The sequence below is a fragment of the uncultured Tenacibaculum sp. genome, from assembly GCF_947494125.1.
Lineage (GTDB): Bacteria > Bacteroidota > Bacteroidia > Flavobacteriales > Flavobacteriaceae > Polaribacter.
The window spans coordinates 123,889-142,433 of record NZ_CANLTU010000005.1; the positions used below are offsets into that span (position 1 = coordinate 123,889).

The 18,545-nt window shown below is 28.8% G+C and carries 14 protein-coding genes; 9 read left to right on the plus strand and 5 right to left on the minus strand.

Annotation, left to right across the window (positions count from 1 at the left end; all coding sequences use genetic code 11):
* Positions 1 to 53 precede the first annotated feature (53 nt).
* The 7 genes from Q0881_RS10335 (at position 54) to Q0881_RS10365 (ending at position 9,067) form a co-directional block, all read left to right on the plus strand.
* Positions 54 to 1,145, plus strand: a complete 1,092-nt coding sequence (locus Q0881_RS10335; RefSeq protein WP_299159807.1) for a bestrophin family ion channel — start codon at positions 54 to 56, stop codon at positions 1,143 to 1,145.
* A gap of 21 nt (positions 1,146 to 1,166) precedes the next feature.
* Complete coding sequence (locus Q0881_RS10340; RefSeq protein WP_299159810.1) at positions 1,167 to 2,003, plus strand: GNAT family N-acetyltransferase; 837 nt, start codon at positions 1,167 to 1,169, stop codon at positions 2,001 to 2,003.
* A 237-nt stretch (positions 2,004 to 2,240) separates the two neighbouring features.
* Positions 2,241 to 3,671, plus strand: a complete 1,431-nt coding sequence (locus tag Q0881_RS10345; RefSeq protein ID WP_299159812.1) for a VOC family protein — start codon at positions 2,241 to 2,243, stop codon at positions 3,669 to 3,671.
* A gap of 115 nt (positions 3,672 to 3,786) precedes the next feature.
* On the plus strand, positions 3,787 to 4,245 hold the full coding sequence (locus Q0881_RS10350) for an Lrp/AsnC ligand binding domain-containing protein (RefSeq protein ID WP_299159815.1): 459 nt from the start codon (positions 3,787 to 3,789) through the stop codon (positions 4,243 to 4,245).
* Between the two features lie 2 nt (positions 4,246 to 4,247).
* Positions 4,248 to 4,901 carry a diphthine--ammonia ligase gene (locus Q0881_RS10355; protein WP_299159817.1) on the plus strand — a complete coding sequence of 218 codons (654 nt, stop codon included), beginning with the start codon at positions 4,248 to 4,250 and terminating at the stop codon, positions 4,899 to 4,901.
* 10 nt (positions 4,902 to 4,911) lie between these two features.
* Entirely contained in the window at positions 4,912 to 7,809 is a 2,898-nt protein-coding gene (locus Q0881_RS10360; RefSeq protein ID WP_299159820.1) for an FAD-binding and (Fe-S)-binding domain-containing protein, read from the plus strand.
* A 31-nt stretch (positions 7,810 to 7,840) separates the two neighbouring features.
* Entirely contained in the window at positions 7,841 to 9,067 is a 1,227-nt protein-coding gene (locus Q0881_RS10365) for an MFS transporter (protein ID WP_299159822.1), read from the plus strand.
* 34 nt (positions 9,068 to 9,101) lie between these two features.
* On the opposite strand, the gene Q0881_RS10370 is transcribed toward Q0881_RS10365, so the two are convergent.
* Positions 9,102 to 12,179 (minus strand): hypothetical protein, encoded by a 3,078-nt coding sequence (locus Q0881_RS10370; protein WP_299159825.1) that lies wholly within the window; start codon positions 12,177 to 12,179, stop codon positions 9,102 to 9,104.
* 292 nt (positions 12,180 to 12,471) lie between these two features.
* On the opposite strand from Q0881_RS10370, the gene Q0881_RS10375 reads away from it, so the two are divergent.
* On the plus strand, positions 12,472 to 12,921 hold the full coding sequence (locus Q0881_RS10375) for a hypothetical protein (RefSeq protein WP_299159827.1): 450 nt from the start codon (positions 12,472 to 12,474) through the stop codon (positions 12,919 to 12,921).
* Positions 12,922 to 13,031: 110 nt separating this feature from the next.
* Here the strand turns inward: Q0881_RS10375 and Q0881_RS10380 are convergent, their stop codons facing one another.
* The 3 genes from Q0881_RS10380 to Q0881_RS10390 form a co-directional block, all read right to left on the minus strand.
* Positions 13,032 to 13,895: an OmpA family protein gene (locus Q0881_RS10380; protein WP_299159830.1), complete on the minus strand. Its 864-nt coding sequence runs from the start codon at positions 13,893 to 13,895 to the stop codon at positions 13,032 to 13,034.
* 71 nt (positions 13,896 to 13,966) lie between these two features.
* The gene (ctlX, locus tag Q0881_RS10385; RefSeq protein WP_299159832.1) at positions 13,967 to 14,893 is read right to left on the minus strand and encodes a citrulline utilization hydrolase CtlX; all 927 of its coding nucleotides are present in this window, start codon (positions 14,891 to 14,893) and stop codon (positions 13,967 to 13,969) included.
* Between the two features lie 11 nt (positions 14,894 to 14,904).
* A complete protein-coding gene (locus tag Q0881_RS10390; RefSeq protein WP_299159833.1) occupies positions 14,905 to 15,960 on the minus strand; it encodes an NAD(P)/FAD-dependent oxidoreductase in 1,056 nt (351 codons plus the stop codon).
* Between the two features lie 270 nt (positions 15,961 to 16,230).
* Here Q0881_RS10390 and Q0881_RS10395 point away from each other — a divergent pair, with 270 nt between their 5' ends.
* Positions 16,231 to 17,400 (plus strand): histidine decarboxylase, encoded by a 1,170-nt coding sequence (locus Q0881_RS10395; RefSeq protein ID WP_299159835.1) that lies wholly within the window; start codon positions 16,231 to 16,233, stop codon positions 17,398 to 17,400.
* A gap of 41 nt (positions 17,401 to 17,441) precedes the next feature.
* Here Q0881_RS10395 and Q0881_RS10400 read toward each other — a convergent pair whose 3' ends face one another.
* On the minus strand, positions 17,442 to 18,539 hold the full coding sequence (locus Q0881_RS10400; RefSeq protein WP_299159837.1) for a methyltransferase: 1,098 nt from the start codon (positions 18,537 to 18,539) through the stop codon (positions 17,442 to 17,444).
* Between the last annotated feature and the right edge of the window lie 6 nt (positions 18,540 to 18,545).

Sequence of the window (18,545 nt, forward strand, 5' to 3'; positions counted from 1 at the left end):
ACAAATATATTAAATCAAAAACGTTATTTTTGATTACAAACTAATTCGTTTTTATGTACACTAAAAAAACTTACCCTATAAAAGGGATGTTGCGATGGACAAGAAGATATATCTATGTTTTTATACTACTTAGTTTAATTCCTGTTTTTTTATTTGACGTTATGCACTGGAAATGGCTATACGTTCCGTGGTTACCGTTAGGGGTATTAGGCACAGCTGTTTCTTTTATTGTAAGTTTTAAAAATAATGCTTCTTATGATAGACTATGGGAAGCTCGTAAAATTTGGGGTGGTATTGTAAACACCTCTCGTTCTTTTACCATTATGGTTAAAGATTTTATAAAAAGCGAGCAAATGCATACTCATGAATTAAAATCAATTCATAAAGAATTAGTGCATAGACATATTGCTTGGCTAACAGCTTTACGTTATCAAATGCGAAAAGACAAGCCTTGGGAAAATTACACTAAGATTAGTAAATCTAACAAAGAATTTAGAGAAGAAAACGTCTATGTTTTTGAAGATAATATTCCAATAAAAGAAGCTATTTCTCCTTATATTTCTGATACTGAATATAATGAAGTTTTTGCTAAAGGAAATCAAGCTTCTCAATTATTAGGAATTCAATCTAAACGAATTAAAGAGCTTCAAAACCAAGGATTAATAGATGACTTCCGACATATGGAGCTCGAAAAAATGTTAGTTGAATTATATACTTTACAAGGGAAATCTGAGCGTATTAAAAACTTTCCTTACCCAAGACAATTTGCCACATTAAACTTTATGTTTATTTGGATATTTATTGTCTTACTACCTTATGGTATGATGCAAGAATTTGAAGCTTTAGGTGATCGAATTACAGAAACCTTGGCTAGTCACCAATCTAGAACTGCTATTATGCACAAAGTTCAAGTATTTATTGCGCGTCATTTTGAATGGGTATCTGTTCCGTTTAGTACGTTAATTGCATGGATTTTTTATTCTATGGAAGCGATTGGTGAAAACTCTGAAAATCCTTTTGAAGGTGGCCCTAACGATGTACCTATTACCAATATGAGTAGAGGTATTGAAATTGACATTCGTCAGTTAATTGACGATACCGATATTCCAGCACCTTATAAATGGGAAAATGATATTGTGTTATAAGCACAATAAATCAATTTAATTATGATCGTAAAAAATTTATCTAGCATCCCATTTGAAAAAATTATAGAATGTTTTCTTCTAGCTTTTGAAAATTATTTTGTTCCTATGCCAAAGGATCATAATTATTACCAAAAAAGATGGAAAGCTGCTAAAGTTGATTTTAATTTTTCTTATGGCATGTTTGATGAAAAAAAATTAGTTGGATTCATAATTCATGCAATTGATAAAAGAAATGGAATTTTAACAGCATTTAATACTGGCACTGGAGTAATTCCAGAATACAGGGGGAAAAAAATTGTAAAATCGATATACCAATACGCATTAAATGAGTTAGAATTAAATAATATCAAACAAAGCTCTTTAGAAGTTATAACAAAAAACGAAAGAGCTATTCACTTATACAAAAGTATTGGATTTAATATTTGTAAAACCTACAAGTGTTTCAGAGGTACAATAAAAACAAACACCTCTTCTATATATGAATTAAAAGAAATCGATTTAAAAAATGTAAATTGGAAACAACTACCTAATCAATCGTTTTATTCTTGGGATAACCAAAAAGAATCTATATTAAAAGATAATTATAAGTTTTTTCAAATAGTTTACAATAATGAACCCGAATCATTTTTTATAATTAATTCAGAACAAAACTATGTGGCACAATTTGATTTATTAAACAATTCAAATATAGGATGGGAAAGACTTTTCTCAGGTATTAAACAATTTTCAAAAACAATTAAAATCAACAACGTCGACACAAGACTTTCAGTAAAGATTTTTGTCATCAACAATATTGGTCTTAAAAATATAATTGATCAATTTGAAATGAGTTTAAACATTGACCAAAAACAACCATAACTATCACATAATTAAAACTACAAAAGCGTTTGTTCATAATCTAAACAGTTTTCATTTAACAGTAAAGTCAAATTGATTTTTTAATAACTTTTTTTAATTAAAAATTGTTTTTTTACTTAAAAAAAATCAATATAAAAACCAAACAAACATAAAATAACTAACTTTAACGTTAATTTTATCTTTGTGGCAACTAAAAAAGATTAAATTTGTTTTATTTGTAGTAAAATTTAATAAACTATGTCGTCAAAAAATATATTAGAAGATTTTAATAATACTGCTAAGACATTTGTCTCACCAGAATATATTCGTAATCGCTTCTCTACGATCATGTCTGATATGTACAAGAACGAGGTACCGCTTTACGGTGAACTACTTGACTTGGTTCATGATATTAATGAAAATGTTCTATTAGAATCTAAAGAAATTAAAGAACAGTTAGCCCATACAGGAGAAATAACTCGATTAAATATGGAACGTCATGGAGCAATTCGTTTAGGTAAACCTTATGAATTATTTACAATGAGACGCTTATTTAAAGTTATGGGAATGTATCCTGTTGGCTACTATGATTTAGCACCAGCTGGTGTCCCTGTTCATTCTACAGCATTTAGAGCTATAGAGAACACTGCCCTTAACCAAGCACCGTTTAGAGTTTTTACATCTTTATTACGTTTAGATTTAATTGACGATAATCAGCTTCGTAATAATGTTGAAACTATTTTAGAAAATCGTCAGATTTTCACAGAAAAAGCATTACTATTAATTGATAAATCTGAAAAAGAAGGAGGTTTAAATAAAGAGGATACAGAAACCTTTGTTCAAGAAGCTTTAGAAACTTTTAGATGGCATGATACTGCTACGGTAGATCACGAAATGTACGAAGCATTATTAAACCAGCACAGATTAATTGCCGATGTAGTTGCTTTTAAAGGACCTCACATCAATCACCTAACACCTAGAACCTTAGATATAGATGAGGTGCAAACAAGTATGGAAGCTCGTAATATTCCTCCAAAAGATAATATAGAAGGACCTCCAGCAAGAAAATGCCCAATTTTATTACGCCAAACAAGTTTTAAAGCACTAACCGAAAAAGTAAGTTTTAAAGGTAATGTTGGAAATGGAAAAATGGGGGAACACAAAGCTCGTTTTGGAGAAATTGAACAACGTGGTGTAGCTGTAACTCAAAAAGGATTAGATCTATATAATGAGTTGTTAGGTAAAACACGTAAAGCAATTGGCGGATCACCAACTGCTGAAAATGCATCAGAATACAATCAATTATTAGCAGAAAACTTTAAAGTTTTTCCTGATAACTATAACGAATTACAATCTAATAAGCTAGCTTACTTCCATTATTTTACTACCAATAAAATAAAAAATATATCAAAAGGTAAAGAATATACAAAAGCAGATGTAAACCAATTATTAAAGGATGGTTATTTAACTATAGAACCTATGGTTTATGAAGATTTTTTACCTGTAAGTGCTGCTGGAATTTTTGCTTCAAACTTAGGTACAGATGATGCTAAGCGTGAGTATGAAGGAACATCTAATCAATCATTATTTGAAAAAGATTTAGGCGAACCTGTATACAAATTGATGAAATGGTATGAAGATATGCAAGATGAAACTATTCAAAAATGTTTAGAACAAATAAATATTTAATATAATGTGTAGTCGAAAATCTAGATTTTCGACTACATTTTTTTTCATAAAAGAGATTGTCTATTTTACAACTTAAACTAAGTTTGTTCTATCAAAACATAACAAAATTATCCTTTTGAAAAATCAATTTGATTATATAGACCAACAAATACTTCTTAAGCTTCGAAAAGATGCCCGTAAAGCTTATTCACAAATAGCTGAAGAACTCAATGTTTCTAACTCTTTAATTCATCAACGTATAAAAAAATTAAATTCTGAAGGTATTATTCAAAATGCTGAATTTATTTTAGATGAAAAGAAATTAGGATATAAAACCAAATCGTATACTGGAATTCGTTTACGTGAAGCACGTTTTGCAAAAGATGTAATGAAAGAGTTAGAAAAGATTGATGAAATTGTAGAATGTAATTTTGTTTCTGGTAATTATGCAATTTTCATTTTAATCTATGCTAGAGATAATGAGCACTTACAAAAAATACTATACGATAACGTTCATTTAATAAAAGGTGTTGCTGGCACCGATACTTTTATTTGTTTTGATACGTGTTTTAAAAGAAATATCCCAATAGAATAATTATGAATAAAACTGCAGCTGTTTTATGGACTGGCGGAAAAGATTGTGCATTAGCATTTTTTAAAGCTCAACAAAGAGAATATTCTATTACTCACCTAATAACTTTTGCTCCTGAAAATCCAGATTTTAAAGCACACAACTTATCATTAATTCAACAACAAGTTAATGAGATTGAACTTCCGCATATAATACTAACAATAAAAAAACCAATAAAAGAAAGTTATGAAAATGCTATAAGTTTATTAAAAACTAAATATAAAATTGAAACTTTAATTACTGGTGATATAGACGAAATTGAAAACCAGAGTAATTGGATTGAAAAATGTAGTGAAAAATCGGGTATGCAAGTATACAATCCTCTATGGAAAAAGAATAGAACAGAATTACTCTCTACCTTACTAAATAAAAAATTTGAAGTTATTTTCTCTTTAGTTAAAAAACCTTTTTTTTCTCAAGATTGGGTGGGTAAAACAATAGATTCTACAACTATCAACAATTTAAAAGAATTAAATATAGATATTTGTGGAGAAAATGGAGAATATCATACTATGGTATTAAATGCTCCGTTTTTTAAACGAAAAATAAATATAGGTTTATATTCTATAAAAGAAAACGAGCATTATAGTTATTTACACAAACAACTAACAACATCATAAGGTGCAAACCATGATACAAAATATACAACTACAAAATTTAGAAAAAAACTTAGCAGGCGAGTTGTTTTTCGATGATTTACATAAAAATATTTACGCAACCGATGCTTCGGTATATCGTAAAATACCATTAGCAGTTGCTTATCCAAAAAATAAAAAGGACATTCAACTTTTAATTGATTTTGCTACTAAAAATAATATTACTTTAATTCCACGTACTGCTGGTACTTCTCTTGCTGGACAATGTGTTGGTGATGGAATTGTAGTTGATGTTTCTAAATACTTTACCAATGTATTGGCTTTTGATGAACAAAACAAAACCATTACTGTTGAACCTGGAATTATTCGCGACGATTTAAATCGTTTCTTAAAACCTTTCGGTTTATTTTTTGGACCAAACACCTCAACTTCTAATCGATGTATGATTGGTGGTATGGTAGGGAATAACTCTTCTGGAAGTACCTCTATTCGATACGGAGTTACTCGCGATAAAGTAGTCGCTGTTGAAGGTTTATTAAGTGACGGAAGCGAAGTTGTTTTCTCAGAAATAACTTCTGATGAGTTTAAGCAAAAACGATTTGAAAACTCTTTAGAAGGAAACATTTATAAAGCTATTTATAATGAGTTAACTTCAAAAGAAAATCAGCAAGAAATAAAAAGAGAATTTCCTAAAGAAAGTATTCACCGTAGAAATACAGGGTACGCTGTTGATGAGTTTTTAACTTCTGATTTATTTGGAGGAAATGAACAAATACTTAATCCAGCAAAATTCTTATCAGGTAGTGAAGGCACTTTAGTTTTCTCGACTTCAATAACCATTCAATTAGACGATTTACCTCCTACTCAAAGTATTATGGTATGTCCACATTTTACCAGTATAAATGACAGTTTAAAAGCAACAGTTACAGCCATGAATCACAAACTATATGCTTGTGAATTGATGGACAAAGTAATTTTAGACTGCACTAAAAGTAATAGAGAGCAAGCTAAAAATCGTTTCTTTTTACAAGGTGACCCCGAAGCTGTTTTAATGTTAGAAGTTTCGGCAAACACCATTGAGGAAGCAGAAATACTAGCTGATAAACTTATTGAAGATTTAAAAGCTAATAATTTCGGTTATCATTATCCAAAAGTGTACGGAGAAGATATTGCAAAAGTTCATTATTTACGTAAAGCTGGTTTAGGCTTGTTAGGTAACATTGTTGGAGATATGAAGGCAGTAGCTTGTATTGAAGACACTGCTGTTGCTTTAGAAGACTTACCTGAATACATTGAAGAATTCACTCAAATTATGGACAAATACCAGCAAAATGCCGTGTATTATGCTCATGCGGGAGCTGGTGAATTGCATTTACGTCCTATTTTGAATTTAAAGAAACAAGAGGATGTTGTATTGTTTAGAAAAATAACGACTGAAACTGCCGAATTAGTAAAAAAATATAAAGGTTCATTTAGTGGTGAGCATGGAGATGGAATTGTTCGTGCTGAATTTATTCCGTTAATGATTGGTGATAAAAATTATCAATTATTACGTAGGATAAAAAAAGCATTTGATCCTAACAATGTATTTAACAAAGGAAAGATTACCGATGCCTTTCCTATGGACAAAAGCTTACGTTATGAAATTGACAGACAAGAACCTGAAATAAAAACTATTCAAGATTTCTCTGATAGTGAAGGTATTTTAAAACTTGCTGAAAAATGTAATGGATCTGGTGATTGTAGAAAATCTCCTGAAGCTGGTGGTACTTTATGCCCTAGTTATAGAGCAACACGTAACGAGAAAGAAACTACACGTGCAAGAGCAAATACTTTACGTGAAGTTCTAACCAACAATACTGCTAAAAATAAATTTGACTCTAAGGAACTAAAACAAGTTTTAGATTTATGTTTAAGTTGCAAAGCTTGTGCTACTGAATGTCCAAGTAATGTTGATATTGCTTCTATGAAAGCAGAGTTTTTATATCAATATCAAGAAACAAATGGTTATTCGTTCAGAAGTAAATTATTTGCCAACAATGTTAAATACAATAAATTAGGAAGTAAATTTCCAACTCTAACAAACTTTTTCACCAATACAACTATAGCTAAAAAAGTAATGGGAGTAGCTACTGAACGCTCTGTTCCTAAATTAGCTAAACAACCTTTAAATGCATGGTTGCACAAACATCATGTAAAAACTTCAAATAAGTCTGTATATTTATTTAACGATGAGTTTACTAATTATTATGATACCGAAATTGGAAAACATGCTGTTATTGTTTTAGAAAAGCTTGGATATGAAATTAAATATATTCAACATGAAGAAAGTGGACGAAGTCATATATCTAAAGGTTTTTTAAAAGAAGCTAAAGAAATTGCCAATAAAAACATTACAATTTTTAAAGATGTAATAACAGATAAAACTCCGTTAATTGGTATTGAACCTTCTGCTATTTTAACTTTTAGAGATGAATATATCCGTTTAGCTGACGATAAAGAATCTGCTAAAAATATTTCTAAAAACACATTTACTTTTGAAGAGTTTTTAGCTTCTGAATTAAAAAAAGGGAATATTGACATCTCTCTTTTTTCAAACGATACAAAAGAACTTAAAATACATGGGCACTGCCATCAAAAAGCACTATCTAGTACACATGCTTCTTTTTCAATATTAAACATTCCAAAAAATTACAAAGTTACCATTATGAATACTGGTTGCTGTGGAATGGCTGGTTCTTTTGGTTATGAGAAAGAGCATTATAAAGTAAGCATGCAGGTAGGTGAAGATACTTTGTTTCCTAAAATAAGAAACTGTTCTTCTGAAACCGAAATTGTAGCCGCTGGTACTAGTTGTCGTCATCAAATTTATGACGGAACAAAACGGATAGCTAAGCACCCTATTACAATATTAAAAGAAGCCTTATCTTAGGCAAATGCAAAACAAAAATAAAATTACTTCTATGCTTTCCCTGATTATTGCAGGGGAAGCTATTTTTTTATTACCCTTTATTTTAATGCGTGTTTTTAAACCCATTATTAGAGAAGCTTTTCTTATCTCTGATGCTCAAATTGGAGAAGCACAAGCACTATATGGTATTACTGCTGTAATTTCTTATTTTTTTGGAGGCTTTATTGCTGATAAATGGGAAGCTAGAAAACTATTATCATTTTCATTAATTTTAACTGCTTCTGGTGGTTTTATAATGGTAATGATTCCTTCTATTTTTACTTTAAAAATACTGTATTCTTTTTGGGGTGTTTCTACAATTTTTCTTTTTTGGGCTGCCTTAATTAAAGCTACCAGACAATGGGGAACTAAAAACAATCAAGGTTTGTCTTTTGGTTTGTTAGATGGTGGTAGGGGCTTTTTTGCTGCTACTATTGCTTTATCTGGCGCTGCTATTTTAAGCTTTTTCTTTCCCGATAACGGATTAATTACTTTTGATAAAAAAGTAATTTCACTTCAATATATAATTGGAACTATTACACTTATTGTTTTTCTAGTCGCTCTTTTTATATGGAAAACATTACCTAAAGACGAACAAAAATCTAAAGATCCTAAAGAGTTTCAGTTCAATTTTAAAGAAGCTTTATTTTTAATGACTAAATCTAAAGTCATTTACCATTCACTTATTATTTTTTGTGCCTATTGCGCCTATAAATTAACTGGTGTCTACGGAACTTATGCAAGAGATGTTTGGGGGTATTCCTTAGAAGAAGCTACTTATTTTGCTGTATTTATTCAATACTTAAGACCATTAGCTGCAATTTCTATTGGATGGATTGCTGATAAATTTGTTCCCTCCAAATTAATACTTCCATGTTTTACTATTTTAATAATAGTTTCTGCTTTTTTAGGCTTAGGAATATTTCAAGAGCAACCATTATTTTTATCTTTTTCATTTTTCATTTTTATGGCTTTAGGCACCTATGCTTTGAGGGGCTTATACTTTGCTATTATTGAAGAAACTAAAATTCCTATTCAATTCACAGGAACTTTAGTGGGAATTATTTCTGTAGTTGGTTTTACTCCTGATATTTTCATGTCTCTTTTTATAGGTTATATGCTTGGAGAAAATCCTACAATAATTGAATATCAACATTTGTTTAGCTATTTTTCTATTATTCCTATTATTGGTCTGTTAGCTACCATTGGGTTTAGAAAAACAATATACAAGAGAAAATAAGTGTATAAAAATCATTTTTTTCACTCTACAAATCTCACTTTTTCTTCTTGTTTAATCTTTTAAAAATCTTCTCTATATTTTCTATTACTTCTGGATGGTGATTTACCATTGCTTTTTGGTATAAAATAGAAGAGCTACTTAATAACCTACCTGTAGCTGGTTGTACAATCCCTTTTTCTTCTATCTCATAACCTTGCTTACCTAAAGCTTCTTTTATTTTATTATTGCTTTCATTAATCAGTTTCACAATACTTTCAATATTCTTTTTATTTATTTTAAACTTTCCTCCTAATACATTTTCTAAATCTTTAAAAGTAAAATAATGAGGTAAATATATATTGACTAACTCTTCTTTATTGTTCAATAAATCTCTAATATAATTAGGCGTATGTTCTATAGCAACTCCAACATTTAATACAGCAATTAGTTCTGGTGATGGTTTTAATTCATCTATTTTAATATTATTTTCATTTGCAAAATATCGGATATAATTTGATTTAGCGTTTACAAAATTTACAAACTTCACAGTATCTATATTCTGAATTATATTTACACTTTCTAGATATTCTTTAAAGCTATAAGCACTTAAAAGCCCTGAATTTTCAAAAGCTCCTCCATCTAAAAAGTAACCTTTCTTTTTAATTTTTGCTGCTGGACTTACAAACGGAAATCTATTACTGGTTGAAACAACTGTATAAAAAGGAAGCTCACGTTGCTTCTCCGAATTTAAAATATTTATAGCTCCTGGAAATATTTTTTCATAAGTTTTACTATTCACTTTTAAGCTTAGTGAATCTTCTAATTCAATCTCTCCTTTAATCTTCAATGAGAGTGCGTTTCCATATTTATTACTTGTACTAATTGTATTAATTAATAAAGGCGGGTAATATCCTTCTTTTTTAAAAACCTTTTCATATAAATCATAAAAAGTTAAAGAATCTATAGCATCACCTTTAAAGTTATTAAGAGCTAAAATATGTTGACGCATTCCATAGTAAGAACGGTCCTTTCCCTCAAACTTTCTTGGAATAAACTCTCTTATCAAATCACCACTTGCTAAATACAAAATATCTGATGAAAGTGCATTTAAATTAGCTAGTCTATCAATGGCTTCTGTTTTATCTTTATTAAGATGCTCAAAAGCTTTTATGTAGGTATAATTTGCAATTCCTACCGAACCTCCTGAAACTCCAGAAAGACATCGTGTATTATTCATAAATTCTCCATTTACACTATCTAACTTATTCAGCAAAAGCATTGTCCACAAATTAGATTTCAATCCTCCTCCATATGATGACACAAAATAATGTTGTTGTTTATCTTCTATTTTTCTTACATACTCACCTATTTCAATTCCTTTATTATAATCTTGATTAATAGTTTGTAATTCATGTAAATCATTTCCTTTATATGACGTGTATCCTCCTATTAAAACCAACAGTAATAAAAAAAATGGAATATGATACACCCATAATCTCCATTTAAATTCATCTCCTTCATTATCAAAATCTATATCCGAAATTGACTTATTTTCTTTACGCCTTTTTTCAAGAATCCTTCTATACATTTGCGTATAGTATTTGAAATGTTTTATATATATAATTACAACACCATATAAAAACAAATACAACATTAAAAAAATAGGAATCGGATTGAAATTATGAATTAGCTTCCAATTAAAATTCAACATCAACACCCCAAAAACGCATAAAACCCCAAAAATTGCTATAAAAAAAAGGTACCAAGAGTTATTACTAAAAAGTGATAAAAAGTTAAGTTGATTTCCTTTATACAATTCATAGTACTTTTCTCTTTTCTCTTCAAAATATCCTTCAGGCTTTTCTAACAAAAAAGTAGTCCATTTATTAGTAAAAATATACTTTAAATAAGACCTCCCTACTGCTAATAGCACGTACGTTAAAGCTAATAATATTGTAAAAATTATAGTAAGAAAAACTAGTTCTTTATTCCATACTGGAGCAACAAAAAAGATAGTTATTAATACTAAAGCATCTAGCAATAACAGATAAGGAAAAGCTGCTATTATTCGAGTAAATCTTTTTACATTTTTAGTTTCTGAAAACTCATTAGAGTTATTGTTAAAGTAAATATCAGTTCCTAACTTTAGCTTTGATAAATACCAAACAAACCAAAATAAAAAAGTAGCTATCAAACCTGTTACGGAATTTGCCAATCTTAAAGAATAAGCTTCATCAACTGCAGTTAGTATCATATACACAAAAGCAATATAAAACAACACTCCTAAACTTCTTCTGTACACCTGAATATTAAACTCTTCATTCTTAGCTTTCCTATCTTCAACTTTACTCTCCGAATTTTCCCTTTTAACAAAATAAATAATACCAACATAAGATTGAATGGTAAATTTTTTGCTCATTATATACTCATACAGATTAGTGTTTGAATACTTAGAACCTTTAAAATAGATAGGGTAATGTGCGGTAGGAATAGAAACAAAGTACACCAACAACAAAGTAATAATTAAATTGAATCGACTTTCAAAGAGCCTAATCATAATGTCACCTCCCTGATCTACAAAACCAATAAGCACACTAACAATTAAAATAAAGATTAAACTAATTCTTGCATTCTTAATAAACTTCCAAACTGAATCTTTATAATCGATAATAACACTAAACAAAAATGTAATAAAACTTAATGTATATAAAAATTCTTTAGCTTTTTTAACCAATGTTACACTTTCTACTTCATAAAATAAATATAAAACATTCTCTATAAAATCACTTACATATGATAGAACAAACAGAACTGTAATAAGCCTTAAAACATTATCTTTTGTAGGTTTTCTTAAAATTCGATACATCATTAAAAGTAATATCGGTGCCCAAATAAAGTCTACACAAAAAAACAGGTAATAACTCCAATTTTGAATACTATTTTTATATTCATTAAATAAAGGAATTGTTGTATCAAACTGTATATTACTATACAGTGCTTCTATTCCTTCTTGAAACATTATATTGTGGAAATAATGATTACACAACACCATAATGATTGTTAACCCAAATAATAAAAATCCATGTATTTTAAACGGAATTCTGTCTACAATTTCATCAAAAAAATTAAGCATACCTTTTACTTTTCATAAAGTTACAAAATAACAAACCTATAGAACTACCTATAAATAAGTGTTTTATTTTTGAATAAAAAGGGAAACGATTTTGAATAAAAACCTGAAAGCTAATATAATAAAAATAAGGCTTAATTACGCTTCCAAAAATAAAGGCTATAGATTAGTATAAATTACTTTATAACTAAAATTAGCATTTAATTACAGAGAACTCCAACAAACATATTAATAATTGATTTTCAATAAGTTATTATGTATCTTTAGATATTCTTATAAATTTAAACATACTATTATGACAAGTACCAAAATAATAATTAACAATGCTTTGTTAATTTTTGCAGGCATTGTAGTGTTCTTTTTCTTAATGAAAATTTTAGGCTTAGAAAATGTTTCTGAACTACGTTTTTTAAATTTCGCCTTTGTTCTTTGGGGTATAAATAGAGCCATAAAAACAAATATCCATAAAAATCAAGAATCTTTATATTTTAATAATTTTTCTATAGGAATAGCTACCTCTGTTGTTGCCGTAGCTTTAACAATTATAGGTTTAATTGTTTATGTAGATTTTATTAACCCTAACTTAATGACTATACTAGAAGATTCTTCTTTTTGGGGGCAAAACCTAAGTTTAGGTTTGGTTGTTTTTGCCCTGGCTATTGAAGGCATTGCATCTTCTGTAATTTGTTCATTTATATTAATGCAGTATTATAAAAATTATAAAGTTGATGTAACTATTGCTTAAGTTGTCTCTCGTTATAAAATAATTTTTAAAAGAAAGTAAAATTGTTTGTCCAATAAAAAACTCGGAATTAAATTTAATTCCGAGTTTTGGTATGTTTATTCTAAGTGTTTTTATGGCTGTATAGTTTCTTCTTGAGCTAACAAACCGAAAAATTTGTCTAAATTAGGTAAAATAATAATTTTTGTTCTTCTATTCTTTGCTCTATTTTTTCTTGTATTATTTTTCACTAATGGTAATGATGAACCTCTACCTGAAGCAATTAATCTACTTGACTCCACCCCATATTTCTTTTCTAAAATACGAACGATAGATGTTGCTCTTTTTACACTTAAATCCCAATTATCCTGTAATACTTTATTATGAATTTGTTGTGAATCTGTATGTCCTTCAACCATAACATCCATACTTGGCTCAGATTTTATAATTTCTGATAATTTTTTAAGTACTTTATATGCTTTACTACTGATTCTATAACTTCCAGATCTAAATAACATTTTATCTGAAATAGAAATCATTACAACAGTTTTATCAATATTTACATTTACATCTTCAGAGTTTTCTAATACATTTTTATTGATTGATTTTTTTAACTTATATGACACTGCAATGTTCATAGAATCTTTTAGCGTTTTAGCATTTGCTAATTCTGCTGGATCAACATTAGCTAATGTTTTACGCATTTTTTCTTTCATCGAATTAGATATAACAGTACCCTGAACCATATCTAATTTTATATCGTTTTCTTTTCGTAAATCTGAGTTTAAATTATTTAAAGAATTTAATTTTTTATTATAATTATCTACTCTCTTTTCTATTTTTGAAAATTTTGATTCTAATTGCTCTTTCTCAAAAGCCGTTTTTTGAAGAGCTCCTCTGGTATCTTTATACTTCTGTTCTAATTCTACATATTTCTTCTTAGAAACACAAGATGTTGCAAGTACAGCAACAACTAAAAAAAGGGAAAATTTTTTCATTATTGATTTATATTAGGTTATTTACCTAATAAACTTATTTTTGATCCCTTTAGTATAAAATCAATACTAATTTATTGAAAAATCTCAGCCATCATACAACGAGCACTGCCACCACCACATGTTTCAATAATATTTAAAGAAGAATGAATTATTGTATTATGCTTTTCTATTTTATGTACCTGTTCTTTAGTTAACGAATTAAATGCCGAACTACTCATTATTAAAAATAATTTATCATTTTCACCTTTAACTTGCAACATATTTCCGGCAAACTGTGTTACTTGTTTTTCCGTTATTGAAATAATTTCTTTTCCATCTGACTTTAAATGTTTTAAAACACTTTTCTTTTCTTTCTTATCGTCAATTGCATCTAAACAAATAACGGCGAAGGTTTCTGCAATACACATCATAACATTTGTATGGTAAATTGCTTCTCTATTACCATCAACAGTTTGATTCGCTGTAAAAATTACAGGAGAAAATTCAAAATCTTCACAAAACTCTATAAATAATTCCTCATCTGCCCTTGGTGACAAAGCGCAATAAGCTTTCCTATTTGCACGATCTAAAATCATACTTCCAGTACCTTCAAGAAATATTTCTTCCGTTTCTGCTTCAGAGTAATCAATTACATTTTTAATTTCAAATCCGTTTTTTTCTAATATCTCTAAAACGTCTTCTCGCTTTTCTAAACGACGATTTTCAGCAAACATAGGATAAATAGCAACATCTCCATTTTCATGAAAAGAAATCCAATTATTTGGGAACAATGCATCTGGTGTATCTGGCACTTTGGTATCTTCAACAACTACTACCTTTATTCCCTTTGCTTTTAATTTTTCTACAAAAGCATCAAACTCTTCTTGTGCTTTTGCATTAATAGTAGCAGGTAACATATTTTTTAATTCTTGCTGATAATAATTATTAACAGCTGTTTGTTCGTTCATTCTAAAATTAGCTGGACGAACCATTAAAATAGTATTAGTAGTATGTTTCATTTTACAAAAAATTATTTTAACTCTTGATCTTTATTTTCTATCACACCTGCTAAATAACTAGCATCTTTTGAGACTCCACCTAAAGTTGCAGATCCTCTAGTAAACATCCATGGCAAACCTATAAAATATAATCCATCTATATTACTTACTCCCCTGTAGTTTTTCGGATAACTGTTTCCATCTAATTCTAGTCCTTCAATCCATTTAAAATTTGGACGATATCCTGTTGCCCAAATAATATTTTTAATGGTAGATACTTTATTGTTTTCAAAAAAGATATCATTATTTAAAGCATCTTTTGTTCTTCCTTCTGGCTTCACATTATTTCTTGAAAGAATTTCTTTAACATCTGTTCCTATAACTGGTTGTAGTGAAGAACTTATTCTTCTTCCAATCCAACTATATTTATTATAACTTAAAAAACCTATTTTAGTAAACCACCACCATAGTGTTTTCCCTAAAAATTGCTGCGGTAATGTTTTTACCTTAGTATCTCCAGAAAAATAAACAGTTCTTGAAGAATCCTTAGAAACTTCATTTAAAATTTGATATCCTGAATCTCCTCCTCCAACAACCAAGGCATCTCCCTCTTGTAACTGATGAACTCCTTTATAATAATTACTGTGCATTTGTAAAACACTTTCCGACATTTTAGTGTGGCAAGGTGGCGTATACGGAATATGAAATGGTCCAGTTGCTACAATTACATTTTTAGCCTCAATCTCATCTCCTTTATAAGCTACATGAAAACATTTTTCTGTTTTTCGTACAGAGGTAACCAAGGTATTTAATTGTACTGGAATATTAAATTTCTCAACATAAGTTTTAAAATAATTACTAACCTCATACTTTGTTGGATAATGCCCTTTTGGAGCATCAAATTTTAACCCCGGTAAATGATTATATTCCGTAGGTGTAAATAACCTCAAAGAATCCCATCTATTTAACCAAGAAGCTCCAATCTCTTTCTCTCCATCTACAACTATAAACTTTTTACCCATTATTTTCAAATGGTAAGCCATAGATAATCCTGCCTGTGCTCCTCCAATTATTACATAATCTAACATCTATTCTTCATTATATTTTATACCTCAAAGATAGATACTAATGACTAAGTTATTGGTTAATCTCACCCTTTTGTTTCCACACTTCTCAATAAACTATCCTTATTATTACTTTCTAAGTGAAAAAAAAATTATTCTTTTTCAAACAAAAACCACTAAATAGATTATATATCTGCAATAACAAAAATACAATGAAAAATAATCTATTATTTAAAAATAAACGTGACTTATATTATTACTCATATTACTTTTGCCCGCTAAATTTTTCAGGTTATGGCAAACAAAAATATATTACCTATAGAAAGTCAACAAAAATTAGATAATTTACATAATGAATTAACTACTGCTCGTGATACTTTTTTAGGGTATCCTGTCTCTAAAGACTTTGATTATTCTGAGTTAAATAAGTTTTTAAACTATCCTATTAATAATCTTGGTGATCCATTTGAACAGGGAACTTATCGTGTACAAACACACGAGATGGAACGTGAAGTAATTGCTTTTTTTGCAAAATTGTTTAGAGCTAATCCTAAAGATTTTTGGGGGTATGTTACCAATGGTGGTTCTGAAAGTAACTTATATGGTTTATACCTTGCTCGTGAGTTATTTCCAAAAGCTATTGTTTATTATTCAGAATCTACTCATTACAGTGTTCGTAAAAACATACATTTATTAAATATTCCAAGTATTGTTATTAAATCACAAGAAAACGGAGAAATAGATTATGAAGATTTTGAGAATACAGTTCGTATGAATCGTCATAAACCTGTAATTGTATTAGCTACTTTTGGCACTACTATGAAAGAAGCTAAAGATGATGTTTCTAAAATAAAAAACATACTAAGCAATCTAGCTATTCAAGATAATTATATTCATTGTGATGCTGCATTAGCTGGTTCATTTGGTCCATTTATGCAACCTCGTTTACCTTTTGATTTTATAGATGGTGCTGATAGTATTTCTATTAGTGGACATAAATTTATTGGCTCTCCAATACCAACTGGTGTACTAATGGCAAAACGTTCTAATAGAGATCGTATTGCAAAAGGCATTTCATATATTGGCTCTTCAGATACTACAATTACCGGTTCTCGTAATGGTCACTCTCCTCTTTTTCTTTGGTATGCTTTAAAAAAACTAGGAGTTAAAGGTTTAGAAGAACGCTATCAACGTAGTTTAGAAGTCGCTGAATATTGTGAAAATGAACTAAAAAACATAGGCATTAACGCATGGAGAAATCCGAATGCTATTACTGTAGTATTACCTAAAACATCAAAAAGCATTAAGGATAAATGGCAATTAGCTACCGAAGGTGACATAGCTCATGTAATTTGTATGCCTAATGTTACTAAAACACAAATTGATGAGTTTATCTATGATTTAAAAAATTGTAAAGAACCTATGATAGAAGATGAATTTTCTTATGATTTTTCATTGAGTTAGAATAAGTCTTTAAATGTATAAAAAACGCTAAGGAAAATTTCTTAGCGTTTTTTTATACATTCTATTATTTCAAACTTTTTATTTTGCTTAAGAATAGACACTCCTTTAAAAATTTTACTTAAATGTGTTTTATAATTCAAATGAGAATTAGCGACTAATAAAAATCTTCCATTATCTCTCAAACAACTATATACATCTCTAAAAAGACTTAAAGCTACTTCTATATTATTTTCATGTTCAAAATGAAAAGGTGGGTTTGATACGACTAAATCAAATGCTTCATTTTCTAAATCATTTAAATTATCAGAACAAACAAATGCTGCTTTTCTATCTTTTAAATTCAACCTAGAAGATTCAATTGCTAGATTAAAATCGTCTACTAAAGTTACTTCAGATGCTGGATTTTGCTGAACTACTTCATAAGCTATAACTCCATTACCAGAAGCAACATCAATTACTTTTAATTCATTTGACTGCACTTTTAAATTCTCTAAAAAAAATTGCGTTCCAATATCAATACTTTTTGATGAAAAGACACCATAATACTGTTTTAATACATTTTCTTTCCAAAAAATTTCGTTCACTAACTCTTTGTATTCAATATCCTTTTTAGGTTTTTTTAATATTAGTAACCTAGCTTTTTTCCATGCCTTTGATTGTTCTATATTTTCAAAATATTTTTCTACTATTTTTAAAAAAGAAGCTGAAAAATATTTAGTCATAAACCCACAAACTACTTCTACATCTTCTTTTGCAGACTTATGAATTTGCTGTAAAAACAATTCGAATAATTCTAATGATTTTGGAATTTTTATAATTACTAAATCTAACTCTTTCAAAGAATCAAAAGGAGTTTTATAATTTACTTTAATAGAAAGCTTATTTAGTTTTAGGTTTTGTTCTATTGCTTTTTGCTGACTTGCGTATGTCCATACTGTGTTAACATTCTTATTACTAAGTGCACAATTCCAAACACCAAATCGATCGTTAAATAAATGAATACCTTTATAATCTTTTTCAGCAATATAATCTAAGACTAAAAGCTCTGCATTACTCCAAGCCCTTAAAGACTTATCAAATGTTTGTGGGTAACGTGCTAATTCATATTCTTTTGAATTAATCTCTACTATTGATTCCAATAAATA

What these genes read in the sequence shown, in the direction of transcription:
- Q0881_RS10335 (WP_299159807.1), top strand. Translation starts at nt 54, where the DNA reads ATGTACACTAAAAAAACTTACCCTATAAAAGGGATGTTGCGATGGACA.
- Q0881_RS10340 (WP_299159810.1), top strand. Translation starts at nt 1,167, where the DNA reads ATGATCGTAAAAAATTTATCTAGCATCCCATTTGAAAAAATTATAGAA.
- Q0881_RS10345 (WP_299159812.1), top strand. Translation starts at nt 2,241, where the DNA reads ATGTCGTCAAAAAATATATTAGAAGATTTTAATAATACTGCTAAGACA.
- Q0881_RS10355 (WP_299159817.1), top strand. Translation starts at nt 4,248, where the DNA reads ATGAATAAAACTGCAGCTGTTTTATGGACTGGCGGAAAAGATTGTGCA.
- Q0881_RS10360 (WP_299159820.1), top strand. Translation starts at nt 4,912, where the DNA reads ATGATACAAAATATACAACTACAAAATTTAGAAAAAAACTTAGCAGGC.
- Q0881_RS10365 (WP_299159822.1), top strand. Translation starts at nt 7,841, where the DNA reads ATGCTTTCCCTGATTATTGCAGGGGAAGCTATTTTTTTATTACCCTTT.
- Q0881_RS10370 (WP_299159825.1), bottom strand. Translation starts at nt 12,179, where the DNA reads ATGCTTAATTTTTTTGATGAAATTGTAGACAGAATTCCGTTTAAAATA.
- Q0881_RS10375 (WP_299159827.1), top strand. Translation starts at nt 12,472, where the DNA reads ATGACAAGTACCAAAATAATAATTAACAATGCTTTGTTAATTTTTGCA.
- Q0881_RS10380 (WP_299159830.1), bottom strand. Translation starts at nt 13,895, where the DNA reads ATGAAAAAATTTTCCCTTTTTTTAGTTGTTGCTGTACTTGCAACATCT.
- ctlX (WP_299159832.1), bottom strand. Translation starts at nt 14,893, where the DNA reads ATGAAACATACTACTAATACTATTTTAATGGTTCGTCCAGCTAATTTT.
- Q0881_RS10390 (WP_299159833.1), bottom strand. Translation starts at nt 15,960, where the DNA reads ATGTTAGATTATGTAATAATTGGAGGAGCACAGGCAGGATTATCTATG.
- Q0881_RS10395 (WP_299159835.1), top strand. Translation starts at nt 16,231, where the DNA reads ATGGCAAACAAAAATATATTACCTATAGAAAGTCAACAAAAATTAGAT.